This window comes from Stenotrophomonas sp. YJH_SMC_19, assembly GCF_059367915.1.
In genome coordinates this window covers 1-12,584 of sequence record NZ_JCAFRI010000004.1, presented here as the reverse complement: position 1 = coordinate 12,584, position 12,584 = coordinate 1, and the positions used below count along the sequence as shown (strand labels likewise).

The following is a 12,584-nucleotide window of genomic DNA, read 5'->3' as shown; positions in this document are numbered from 1 at the left end:
AGGTTGGCACCTATCGGAATGAGAGAGAAGGTTGGCACCGGAGCGGGAAGCGCCCGTCGAGCACGCTCGACGCTGCAAAGGCGGAGGCGTTACAGGGCCTGACGGCTGGGCGCGGTAGAATCCCCGGCCATCCCAGAACCACCGGATCCCGATGAGCCCCAGCCCCGCCGAACGCGCCGAAGACCTTCGCCGGCAGATCGCCCAGGCCAACCGCGCCTATCACGAGCTGGACGCGCCGGAGATCCCCGACGTCGACTACGACCGGATGGTGCGCGAGCTGGAAGCGCTGGAGCGTGAGCACCCGGAACTGGCCCGTGCCGACAGCCCGACCCAGCAGGTCGGTGCGCGCCCCTCCGGCCGCTTCCCGGAAGTGCGCCATGCGGTACCGATGTTGTCGCTGTCCAATGCCTTCAGCGACGAGGAAGTGGCCGATTTCGTGCGCCGCATCGATGAGCGCCTGGGGCGTCGCAGCCTGCGGTTCTCGGCCGAGCCGAAGATGGACGGCCTGGCGATCAGCCTGCGCTACGAGGATGGCCAATTCGTGCTCGGCGCGACCCGTGGCGATGGCAGTACCGGCGAGGACGTGACCGCCAACCTGCGCGAAATCGGTGACATTCCCAAGCGCCTGCACGGCAAGGACTGGCCGGATGTGCTGGAGGTGCGCGGCGAGGTCTACATGGCCCGCGCCGACTTCGAGGCCTACAACGAACGTGCGCGCCTGCAGGGCGGCAAGGTGCTGGCCAATCCGCGCAACGCGGCGGCCGGTTCGCTGCGCCAGCTCGACCCGAAGATCAGTGCGCAGCGCAGGCTGAGTTTCTTCGCCTACGGCACCGGCGAAGTGCAGGGCGGCGAGCTGCCGGACACCCATTCGGGCACCCTGGCCCAGCTCGGCGCCTGGGGCTTCCCGGTCAGTGAGCTGTGCAAAGTGGTGGAGGGCACCGACGGCCTGCTCGGTTACTACCGCACTATCGGTGAACGCCGCGACGGCCTGCCGTTTGATATCGATGGCGTGGTCTACAAGCTGGATGACCGTGCGGGTCAGCAGGCGATGGGCTTCGTCTCCCGTGCGCCGCGATGGGCCATCGCGCACAAGTTCCCCGCGCAGGAACAGAGCACCACGGTGGAGGCGATCGAGATTCAGATCGGCCGCACCGGTGCTGCCACGCCGGTCGCGCGACTGGCGCCGGTGGCTGTGGCTGGCGTGATCGTGTCCAACGCCACCCTGCACAACGCCGACCAGATCGCGCGCCTCGATGTGCGCGTCGGCGACAGCGTGATCGTGCGCCGCGCTGGCGACGTGATTCCCGAGGTGGTCAGCGTCATTCTCGACCGCCGCCCGCAGGGCACCACGCCGTGGCAGATGCCGACGCGCTGCCCGGTGTGCGGCTCGGAGATCGTGCGTGAGGAGGGGGCGGCGGCGTGGCGTTGTTCGGGCGAACTGTCCTGCCCGGCGCAGCGCAAGGAAGCCATTGCCCATTTCGCCTCGCGCCGCGCCATGGACATCGACGGTCTCGGCGACAAGTACATCGAAACCCTGGTGGACGCGGGCATCGTCAAGAGCGTGGCCGACCTGTACCGGCTCAGCCGCGATACGCTGCTGCACCTGAAGCTAGTGCTGGACGCCGAGGAGCCGTCGGCGCTGGCAGCGGCGCTGAAGCTGCACCTTCCCGCCGAGGGCAGTGGTGCGGTGCTCAATGCGGTGCTCAAGCTGGACGGCAACGATCCGGGCTGGCGCGCGCAGGCGCTGGCGCAGCCGGCCAGCTTCGAATGGAACACGAAGAAGATCGCCACCAAGTGGGCCGACAACCTGATCGCGGCGATCGACGCCAGTCGTGCGGCCACGCTGGAGCGCCTGCTGTTCGCGCTCGGCATCGAGCATGTGGGCGAAAGTACCGCCAAGGCGCTGGCGCAGTGGTTCGGTGACCTGGAGCTGATCCGTCACCTGCCGTGGCCGTTGTTCAAGCGTGTGCCGGACATCGGTGGCGAAGTGGCGCGTTCGCTTGGCCACTTCTTCGAGCAGCAGGGCAACCAGCAGGCCATCGATGACCTGCTGCAGGTCGGCCAGGTGCGTATCAGCGACGTGCATGCGCCCAGTGCCAAGCTGCGCGACGGGCTGGATCTGGCGCAGTTGCTGGTTGAGTCGGAGATCCCCGGCATCACCCGCCTGCGCGCCGAAAAGCTGGTGGCTGCGCTTCCCGGCGCACAGGCGGTGCTCGATGCCGAGCATGGCCAGTTCGTCAACGCCGGCCTGCCCGATGACACCGCGCGCGGTCTGGCCGAATGGCTGGACGCTGATGGCCACGGTGCGATGCTGTTGGCCGCCGAGAACGCGATGCGAGAGATCCTGGCCAAGGCGCCGGCGCTGGCCGAGATCGTGGCGGGTCCGCTGGATGGGCAGACCGTGGTGCTGACCGGCACCCTGGCCCAGCTCACCCGCGATGCCGCCAAGGAACGCCTGGAAGCGCTGGGTGCCAAGGTCTCCGGCAGTGTGTCGAAGAAGACCAGCTTCGTGGTGGCCGGTACCGAGGCCGGCTCCAAGCTGGACAAGGCACAGTCGCTGGGCGTGCCGGTGTGGGATGAGGACCGCCTGCTGGCCTATCTTGCCGAACACGAATGATGACGCCGCCGGGTGCCCGGCACCCGGCATGAAGCACAAAGGAACACCGATGCAGACTGCCCCACTGGATTTCCGCCTGGCCACCCGTGCCGACGAAGAACTGTTGATCGCGTTGATGCGCGAGTTCTATGCCGAAGACAGGATCGACTTCGACGACGCGCGCGTGCGTCGCGGCGTGGATGCGCTGCTGGCCGACCCACGCAACGGCGAAGTGCTGCTGTGGCTGGACGAGGCGGCCGAGGTGGTCGGCTACGCAGTGATCGCGATGGGCTTCAGCCTGGAGCAGGGCGGCCACTTCATGCTGCTGGACGAGCTGTACCTGAGCCATCGTGCGCGTGGTCGCGGCCGCGGCAAGCAGGCGCTGGCCATCTGCGAACAGCGGGCACGGGGCCGCGGCGTAAGCCGCCTGCGCCTGGAAGTGAACCACCACAACGAGCTGGCCCGTCGCCTCTATCTGGCGAGCGGTTACATTGATGACACCCGCGATCTGCTGACCCTGCCGCTGGACCACCCGCGCCCGGAGGGCATCCTGTGAGCGAGGCCCTGCTGCGCGCGCTGCAGCAGCGCGCCGCGCTCAATGCGCTGGTCCGCCGCTTCTTCGCCGAACGCGATGTGCTGGAAGTGGAAACGCCGATCCTGTCGGTAGCCGGCAACACCGAGCCGAACATCGACAGCTTCCATACCGATTTCACCGGCCATGTCGATGCTGGCGGACGCCGCCGCTGGCTGCGCACCTCGCCGGAGTATCCGCTCAAGCGCCTGTTGGCGGCGGGCGTGGGTGACTGTTACGAACTGGGCCGGGTGTTCCGCAATGGCGAGGCGGGCGGCCGCCACAACCCGGAATTCACCATGCTGGAGTGGTACCGGGTTGGCTGGGATCATCATCGCCTGGTGCAGGAGACCGCCGAACTGGTCGGCCAGGCGCTGGCGCTGGTCGGGCGCAGTGCGACCCTGCGCGTGCTGAGCTACCGCGAGCTGTTCGAGCAGCATGTGGGCGTTGACCCGTTCAAGGCCGATGAGGCTGCATTGCGGGCCGCGCTGGGTGATGTGCACATCGATCCGGTCGGTTTGACCCGCGACGACTGGCTGGACCTGTTGATGACCCATCGCATCCAGCCGCAGTTTGATGACACAGTGATGACCGTAGTCCATGACTGGCCGGCCAGCCAGGCGGCGCTTGCGCGCATCCGTGCCGGTACACCACCCCTGGCCGAGCGTTTCGAGTTGTACCTGGGCGCGGTGGAGCTGGCCAACGGCTATCACGAACTGAACGACGCCCACGAGCAGCGCGCGCGCTTCCAGCGTGACCTGCAGCGACGCCATGAACGTGGCCAGGTGCAGCCGGCGCTGGACGAGGCGCTGCTGGCCGCGCTGCCATCGATGCCGGCGTGCGCGGGCGTGGCGGTGGGGGTCGATCGCCTCCTGATGGCGATGAACCGCACGCCGCGCATCGCCGACGTGCTGGCCTACGACTTTGCCCACGCATGAGCGACCTGCGTTCCTGAACGTCAAAGACTGAACGGAATTCCGCGATTCCGCGCTTGCTTCGGTAAGCAGGATGATGCTCTTATCACGGCAGATGCCGGACACTGGCACGCAGTTCATCCATTCCTGCTGGGGAAGGCTTTGGTCAAGTGGTTTGCGGTTGTCGCTGCACCGGTTTACTCCATCGCGCTCTGGGGTGCCTGGTTGCCGTCATCGGCATCTGCCCAGCAGGCCGGCTACGACGGTGAAGTGGTGACCTGCGAATCACGCGACATGGGCTGGGTGCATTGCGATATCGATGTCAGCAACGGCGTCGACCTGGTGCGCCAGCTTTCCAACAGCAGCTGTATCCGTGGCAGCGAATGGGGCACCGACCGCAGTGGCGTGTGGGTCACGCTGGGCTGCCGCGCCGAGTTCCGCGCACGCCGCGCTGCGGGTGCTGCGCCGGTAGCAAGCGAGGGCAAGCGCCTGGTCCGTCGCGTGGTGCGTTGTGAATCCAATGGTCGCCCGCAGAGCTGCCCGGTGCGCCTGGATGGCGCGCCAGTACGCCTGCTGCGCCAGCTGTCGGCGCTGCCATGCCGCGAAGGGCAGGGCTGGGGCTACAAGCGCAATGAAGTCTGGACCAGCCGCGGTTGCCAGGGGGATTTCGAAGTGGCTGACGAGGACGGCCGATTCGTTGACGTACCACGCCGGCTGACCTGTGAATCGAAGTCGAAGAAGCGCCGTTTCTGCGGCGCCAGCATCTCGGTCGGTGCCGCCGTCTCCGAGCAGCTGTCCAGCACGCCGTGCGAGGAAGGCAGTACCTGGGGCTGGAGCCGCAACGGCATCTGGGTGGACGGTGGCTGCCGCGCCGAGTTCTCGGTGAATTGAGCCCGGGCGGGCTCCAACCCCGGGGGGCGTGGCCCTACAATGGGCCCATGAACACTGCCTCCGACATCGACTACGCCCGTTACGACCATATCCGTCCGATCCTGTGGACCGGCGATGCCCTGCAACTGCTGGACCAGCGCAAGCTGCCGTTCGTGGTCGAGCATGTGGTCTGCCATGACAGTGACGAAGTGGCTGCAGCCATCCACGCGTTGACCGTGCGCGGTGCGCCGGCCATCGGCATCGCCGCCGCCTGGGGCGTGGTGCTGGCCGCACGTGACGTGCAGGCCGCAGACGGTGCGCACGCGCTGCAGCAGCTGGAACCGGCGCTGCAGCGTCTGAACGCTTCGCGTCCGACCGCCGTCAACCTGGCCTGGGCGCTGGCGCGCATGCGCCGTTGCCTGAATGCCGCCGGTGCTGACTGGAAGGCGAAGCTGGAGGCGGAAGCGCAGGCCATTGCGGAGGAGGACCTGGCCGCCAATCGCCACATGGGCGCGCTGGGCGCGGGCCTGATCGAAGCCGGCAGCGGCGTGCTGACCCACTGCAACACCGGCTCGCTGGCCACCGCCGGCTTCGGCACCGCGCTGGGCGTGATCCGCGCCGGCATGGCCCAGCACCGCATTGCCCGCGTGTTCGCTGGCGAGACCCGTCCGTGGCTGCAGGGCGCGCGCCTGACCGTGTGGGAGCTGCAGCAGGATGGCATTGACGCCACGCTGATCGCCGATTCGGCCGCCTCGCACCTGATGAAGACCGGCGCTGTGCAGTGGGTGATCGTCGGTGCCGACCGCATCTGCGCCAACGGCGATACCGCCAACAAGATCGGGACCTATCAGCTGGCCATCGCCGCCCGCCATCACGGCGTGAAGTTCATGGTCGTGGCGCCGTCCTCGACGGTGGACATGGAGACTGTGGACGGCAGCCAGATCGAGATCGAGCAGCGCGATCCGGGCGAGCTGTACGGCGTGGGCGGCACCCGCACGGTGGCAGAGGGCATCGCTGCCTGGAACCCGGTGTTCGACGTCACCCCGGGTGAGCTGATCGACGCCATCGTGACCGAGCGCGGCGTGATCCTGAACCCGACCCCGGAGAACATGCGCGCCGCCTTCGGCGGCTGACGCGCGGGGGGAGGGGCCGCGTGACCTCCGCCCCCGGTGGTGCCGGCCGCGGGCCGGCAACCCCCTAAGTTCCTGATTTGTGCAGGTAAAATACCCGTAAAGGGAGGCGGAAAACGGCCTGTTGTGGTAATATCCGCAGGTTGAATCGAGGTTCCGGCACGACCCCCTCCCGCAGGGGGCTGCGCCGGACTGGACCGCTACCAGACAACGGAACCCGAATGGCAGAAACCGCCAAGGAAATCATCCAGGTCAACCTGGAAGACGAGATGCGCAAGAGCTACCTCGATTACGCCATGAGCGTGATCGTGGGCCGCGCGCTCCCGGATGCGCGCGACGGCCTCAAGCCGGTGCATCGCCGCGTGCTGTTCGCGATGAATGAACTCAACGCGCACAGCAACAAGCCCTACTTCAAGTCGGCGCGTATCGTCGGTGACGTCATCGGTAAGTACCACCCGCATGGCGATCAGTCGGTGTACGACACGCTGGTGCGCCTGGCACAGCCGTTCTCGCTGCGTTACATGCTGGTTGATGGCCAGGGTAACTTCGGCTCCATCGATGGCGACTCCGCCGCGGCAATGCGATACACCGAAGCGCGCATGTCGCGCCTGGCGCATGAGCTGATGGCGGACATCGACAAGGAAACCGTCGATTTCCAGCCCAACTACGACGAAAAGGAACTGGAGCCGACGGTCATGCCGACCCGGTTCCCGAACCTGCTGGTCAACGGTTCGGCCGGTATCGCGGTGGGCATGGCGACCAACATCCCGCCGCACAACCTGAGCGAATCGATCAACGCCTGCATCGCGCTGATCGACAACCCGGACATCGACGTCGACGGCCTGATGGAGTACATCCCGGGCCCGGATTTCCCGACCGCCGGCATCATCAACGGCACCGCCGGCATCGTCGCCGGCTACCGCACCGGCCGTGGCCGCGTGCGCATCCGTGCCAAGGCCGATATCGAAGTGGCCGACAACGGCCGCGAATCGATCATCGTCACTGAAATTCCTTACCAGGTGAACAAGGCGCGTCTGATCGAGAAGATCGCCGAGCTGGTCAAGGAAAAGAAGATCGAAGGCATCAGCGAGCTGCGCGATGAGTCCGACAAGGACGGCATGCGCATCTACATCGAGATCAAGCGCGGTGAATCTGCCGAGGTTGTGCTGAACAACCTGTACCAGCAGACGCAGATGGAATCTGTGTTCGGCATCAACATGGTGGCGCTGGTCGATGGCCGCCCGCAGTTGATGAACCTCAAGCAGATGCTGGAGGCGTTCGTCCGCCACCGTCGCGAAGTGGTCACCCGCCGTACCGTGTTCGAGCTGCGCAAGGCGCGCGCCCGTGCCCACGTGCTGGAAGGCCTGACCGTCGCGCTGGCCAACATCGACGAGATGATCGAACTGATCAAGACCTCGCCGAACCCGAACGAAGCACGCGAGCGCATGCTGGCACGCGTGTGGGAGCCGGGCCTGGTCGGTGCGATGCTGGGTGCCGCCGGCGCCGAAGCCTCGCGCCCGGAAGACCTGCCCAAGGGCGTGGGCCTGATCGAGGGCGGCTACCAGCTGACCGAGATCCAGGCCACCCAGATCCTGGAAATGCGCCTGCACCGCCTGACCGGGCTGGAGCAGGACCGCCTGACCGATGAGTACAAGCAGCTGCTGGAAGTGATCGCCGGGCTGATCCACATCCTGGAAGATCCCGACCGCCTGCTGCAGGTGATCCGCGAAGAGCTGGTCAGTGTGAAGGCCGAATTCGGCGACGAGCGTCGTACCGAGATCCGCCACAGCGAAGAAGACCTGGACATCCTCGACCTGATCGCGCCGGAAGACGTGGTGGTCACCGTGTCGCATGCCGGCTACGTGAAGCGCCAGCCGGTGAGCGTGTACCGCGCGCAGCGCCGTGGTGGTCGTGGCCGTAGTGCGGCGGCGACCAAGGAAGAGGATTTCATCGAACAGCTGTGGCTGGTCAACACGCATGACACGCTGCTGACCTTCACCAGTTCGGGCAAGGTGTTCTGGCTGCCGGTCTACCAGCTGCCGGAAGCGGGCTCCAACGCCCGCGGCCGTCCGATCATCAACTGGATCCCGCTGGAACCGGGTGAACGCGTGCAGGCCGTACTGCCGGTGCGCGATTACGCCGATGGCCAGTTCGTGTTCTTCGCCACCAAGAACGGTACGGTCAAGAAGACCCCGCTGGGTGAGTTCGCCTTCCGTCTGGCGCGCGGCAAGATCGCGATCAACCTCGATGAGGGCGACGCGCTGGTCGGCGTCGGCCTGACCGACGGCCAGCGCGACATCCTGCTGTTCGCCTCCAACGGCAAGACCGTGCGTTTCGGCGAGGACAAGGTCCGCTCGATGGGCCGTACCGCCACCGGCGTGCGGGGCATCAAGATGCCGGCCGGCGAGGAAGTGGTCAGCCTGATCGTGGCCGAAAGTGCCGGTGGCATCGAGGACGAGAACGAGGACGACAACGGTGTCGAGGAAGCCGCCGCCAATGGCGATGCGGTGATCGATGGTGCCGACGACGCCAGCGTTCAGTACATCCTGACCGCCACCGAAAACGGCTATGGCAAGCGCACCCCGCTGCCGGACTATCCGCGCAAGGGCCGTGGCACCCAGGGCGTGATCGGCATCCAGACCACCGAGCGCAATGGCAAGCTGGTCGCCGCGGTGCTGATGGGCTCCAACGACGAAGTCCTGCTGATCTCCGATGGTGGCACCCTGGTGCGTACGCGTGGCTCGGAAATCAGCCGCGTCGGCCGCAACACCCAGGGCGTGACCCTGATCCGCCTCTCCAAGGACGAGAAGCTGCAGGCGGTGGAGCGCATGGATGCCTCGATCGACGAGGACGAGGACGAGGTGGCTGCCGCCGCCCCGGCCACGACCGACGGCGCACCGGCTGCTGCCAGCAGCGAGGACGCCGCGCAGGAGTGATCCTGCCGCGAGCCTGAGGTACCGACGACGCCGGCCCTGTGCCGGCGTCGTCGTATCCGGGTGCCACGCATACGCGCGCGCTTCACGCAGGCGGTGGGATAACGGCGCATGCTGCCCCCGGAGATCGACGATGTCCGCCACGCCGCAGTCCGCTCCTGCTCCCGTCCGCGCCTCCCGGCATCCCCTCGTCACCGCGCTGTCGCTGCTGCTGGTCGTGCTCGGCCTGGTCATCGGTGGCCTCGGTGCGTGGCTGCTCAGCCTTGGCGGCTCGGCGTACTACGCCATCGCCGGGCTCGGCCTGCTGGCCAGCGGAATCCTGTTGTTCGGCAACCGCCGCAGCGGCGCGCTGCTGTATGCGCTGGTGTTCATCGGCACGCTGCTGTGGACCTGGTGGGAATCGGGCAGCGACTACTGGCGCTGGGTACCGCGGCTCGGGCTGGTGACGGCGCTGGGCATCGTGCTGGCGCTGCTGGCGCCGACGCTTCGCGAGCCGGTTTCAAAACGCCTGTCGCGCAGCGTGGCGGGCGTGCTGATGCTGGTGTTCGTGGCCGCCTTCGGCTTGGCCTTTGCCCCGCATGGGGAAGTGGACGGGCACCTGCCGTTCCCGGAAGGCGCAGTCAGCGCCGGACTGGAACCTACGCGCGATACCACGGGCCTGCAGCCGGCTGACCAGCCCGCCGAGGGCGACTGGCCGGCGTGGGGCCGCAGCAATGCGGGCACCCGCTATTCGCCGCTGCAGCAGATCACCCCGGCCAATGTGGCCACGTTGCAACCGGCCTGGCAGTTCCGTACCGGGGATATGCCGAAGAAGCGCTGGGGTGCCGAAACCACGCCGCTGAAGATCGGCGACCGCCTGTACCTGTGCACCGCACGCAACCGCCTGATCGCGCTTGATGCTGCCAGCGGCAAGGAACTGTGGCGGTTCGATCCAAAGGTGAAGGATGCCTCGATTCCCTATACCGCTGCCTGTCGTGGTGTGAGCTATTACGAGCAGCCCAGCACGCCGACCCTTGCCGATGCAGCATTGGCCGATGTTGCCGCTGATCTGGCGTTGCCGGAACCTCCTCCCAGCGTCACCCGCAGCGCTGCACCGGGCAGTCGACCGGCGTGCTGGGCGCGCATCATTGAAGGCACGCTGGACGGTCGCATCATCGCGGTGGACGCGGACAGCGGCCGCCCCTGCGCGAATTTCGGCAACAACGGGCAGGTCGACATCACCCTGGGCATGGGCGAGGTGCCACCGGGTTACGTGTCGATCAACTCGCCGCCGGCCATCGTGCGCGGCGTGATCGTGACCGGCCACCAGGTGCTGGACGGGCAGCGCCGCGATGCGCCGTCGGGCGTGATCCAGGCGTACGACGCCATCACCGGCAAGCTGCGCTGGGCGTGGGACATGGACCAGCCCGAGCGCAGCGGCCTGCCGCCGCGCGAGCAGACCTACACGCGCGGCACGCCCAACATGTGGACCACCGCCACCGGTGATGAAGCGCTGGGCCTGGTCTACCTGCCGCTGGGCAATGCCGCGGGCGACTACTGGAGCGGCTCGCGCACGGAAAACCAGAACCGCTATTCCACCTCGCTGGTGGCGATCGACGTGGCCACCGGCAAGCCGGTCTGGCATTTCCAGGCGGTGCGCAAGGATGTGTGGGACTACGACCTGGGTTCGCAGGCCAGCCTGATCGACTACCCGACGGCGGCGGGCAAGGTGCCGGCGATCCTGCTGCCGACCAAGCAGGGTGACATGTACATCCTCGATCGCCGCAACGGCCAGCTCCTGACTGCCGCCGAAGAGCGCAAGGTGCCGGTCGGCGGCGTCGAACCCGAGCAGCGTTCTCCCACCCAGCTGTTTTCGCTGTACCACACGCTGCGCCGCGAACATGACCTGACCGAGCGTGACATGTGGGGCATCACCCCGATTGACCAGCTGGTCTGCCGCATCCAGTTCCGCAAGGCGTACTACGAAGGGTTCTACACGCCGCCGAGCAGCGAGCGACATTCCATCGAGTACCCCGGCTACAACGGCGGCTCGGACTGGGGCAGCGTGTCCATCGATACGCGCCGCGGCGTGATCGTGGCCAACTACAACGACATGCCCAACTACAACCGGCTGGTGCCACGCGCGGAGGCCGACCGGCTGGGCTGGCTGCCGCGCGAGAAGGTCCGGTTCGACAAGGGCGGTGCCGAAGGCGCGGGCGACCCGCAGGTGGGTACGCCCTACGCCATCCAGGTCAACGCCGGCTGGCGGCTGCCGTTCACCGGCCTGCTGTGCAAGCAGCCGCCCTATGGCGGTATCCGTGCCATCGACCTGCGCACCGGCAAGCTGCTGTGGGACCGACCGTTTGGCAGTGCGCGCGGCAACGGACCGTTCGGCATCCGTTCCGGCCTGCCGATCGAGATCGGCACGCCGAACAACGGCGGTTCGGTAGTGACCGCCAGCGGCCTGATCTTCATCGCCGCCGCCACCGATGACCTGCTGCGCGCCATCGATCTGAAGACCGGCAAGGAGCTTTGGCATGCCAAGCTGCCTGCCGGCGGCCAGGCCAACCCGATGGTGTACGAGCAGGGCGGGCGCCAGTACGTGGTGATCATGGCTGGCGGCCACCATTTCATGGAAACCCCGAACGGCGATTACGTGATGGCGTTTGCGTTGCCCAGGTAGGGCCGACGGGGTAGAACCGGCTGGGTAGAGCCGACTGGATAGAGTCGACTGTTAGTCGACTGCTCTTCTCTCCCATGCTGGAAAGCCCGCGCTTCGCGCGATAGTCGACTAACAGTCGACTCTACCCAGGCGACTCCACATCCCCGGACGCTGCATCAAGATGATCCCTGATCCTGACGTTGGCAGTGAACCGATGTCGAGCATCCATCCTGGCGGGCATTCTCGAACTCATGCCCAGCCCTCAACTGCTTGCCGGCCGCCGATCCATAGTCGGCAACGTCTACACCATCACCATGGTGTGCCGGAACCGCCATCGTGTTTTCGATAGCCCTGCCAATGCCGACCTTGCCATGCAGCTCCTCGGATCGATGGATCGGGAAGGCCTGACTGCATCGTTTGCCTGGGTGATCATGCCGGATCACATCCACTGGCTGGCTCAACTACGTGGCCATTCGCTGGGCTACTGCGTGCAGCGCTTCAAGGCGCGCAGCAGCTTTCTAATCAACCGGCGGCGAGGGAGCCAGGGTGCAATCTGGCAGGCGGGTTATCACGATCATGCGATCCGCAGTGACGCGTCGCTGCACAGGCACGCTTGCTACATTCTGGCAAATCCCGTTCGAGCCGGTCTTGCCGCGCAGATCGGTGACCATCCGTACGGATGGTGCCGCTGGCCGTTGAGCGAGCTTGAGTCGGCAGGCGAACGTGCTTGGTGATGGAACCGACCGGGCAGAGTCGGCCGGGCAGAGTCGACCGGGTAGAGTCGACCCGGTAGAGTCGACTGTTAGTTGTGTAAACCCACCACGTTGTTCAGCAGGACTCTGGAAATAGGTGGCTGGCCACCGATCCCCATGTGAGGGCGGTGCCAGTTGTAGTGGTGCAGCCATTGGGTCAGCACGGAATTGCGCTGG

At 66.7% G+C, this 12,584-nt stretch carries 9 protein-coding genes; 8 read left to right on the top strand and 1 reads right to left on the bottom strand.

The features are described 5' to 3' along the window. Window positions 1-145 precede the first annotated feature (145 nt). From ligA to AC5P5R_RS06190, 8 genes are all read left to right on the top strand, one after another. A complete protein-coding gene (ligA, locus tag AC5P5R_RS06225; protein ID WP_172476292.1) occupies window positions 146-2,617 on the top strand; it encodes an NAD-dependent DNA ligase LigA in 2,472 nt (823 codons plus the stop codon). A gap of 49 nt (window positions 2,618-2,666) precedes the next feature. Beyond that, complete coding sequence (locus tag AC5P5R_RS06220) at window positions 2,667-3,152, top strand: GNAT family N-acetyltransferase (RefSeq protein WP_005413904.1); 486 nt, start codon at window positions 2,667-2,669, stop codon at window positions 3,150-3,152. Continuing rightward, on the top strand, window positions 3,149-4,105 hold the full coding sequence (gene epmA, locus AC5P5R_RS06215) for an EF-P lysine aminoacylase EpmA (protein WP_164281690.1): 957 nt from the start codon (window positions 3,149-3,151) through the stop codon (window positions 4,103-4,105). The genes AC5P5R_RS06220 and epmA overlap by 4 nt, the downstream gene beginning before the upstream one ends. A 138-nt stretch (window positions 4,106-4,243) precedes the next feature. Further along, entirely contained in the window at window positions 4,244-4,972 is a 729-nt protein-coding gene (locus AC5P5R_RS06210; protein WP_005413902.1) for a DUF3011 domain-containing protein, read from the top strand. A 47-nt stretch (window positions 4,973-5,019) separates the two neighbouring features. Then, window positions 5,020-6,084, top strand: coding sequence for an S-methyl-5-thioribose-1-phosphate isomerase (gene mtnA, locus AC5P5R_RS06205; RefSeq protein WP_005413901.1), 1,065 nt, complete (start codon window positions 5,020-5,022; stop codon window positions 6,082-6,084). Between the two features lie 218 nt (window positions 6,085-6,302). Further along, the gene (gene gyrA / locus AC5P5R_RS06200) at window positions 6,303-9,017 is read left to right on the top strand and encodes a DNA gyrase subunit A (protein ID WP_100438734.1); all 2,715 of its coding nucleotides are present in this window, start codon (window positions 6,303-6,305) and stop codon (window positions 9,015-9,017) included. A gap of 130 nt (window positions 9,018-9,147) precedes the next feature. After that, window positions 9,148-11,676 carry a membrane-bound PQQ-dependent dehydrogenase, glucose/quinate/shikimate family gene (locus tag AC5P5R_RS06195; protein ID WP_100438733.1) on the top strand — a complete coding sequence of 843 codons (2,529 nt, stop codon included), beginning with the start codon at window positions 9,148-9,150 and terminating at the stop codon, window positions 11,674-11,676. Between the two features lie 230 nt (window positions 11,677-11,906). Next, a complete protein-coding gene (locus tag AC5P5R_RS06190; RefSeq protein ID WP_024957222.1) occupies window positions 11,907-12,389 on the top strand; it encodes an REP-associated tyrosine transposase in 483 nt (160 codons plus the stop codon). 68 nt (window positions 12,390-12,457) lie between these two features. On the opposite strand, the gene AC5P5R_RS06185 is transcribed toward AC5P5R_RS06190, so the two are convergent. Next, window positions 12,458-12,584 (bottom strand): integrase core domain-containing protein (locus AC5P5R_RS06185; protein ID WP_146257439.1); only part of this gene is annotated, 127 nt, incomplete at its 5' end.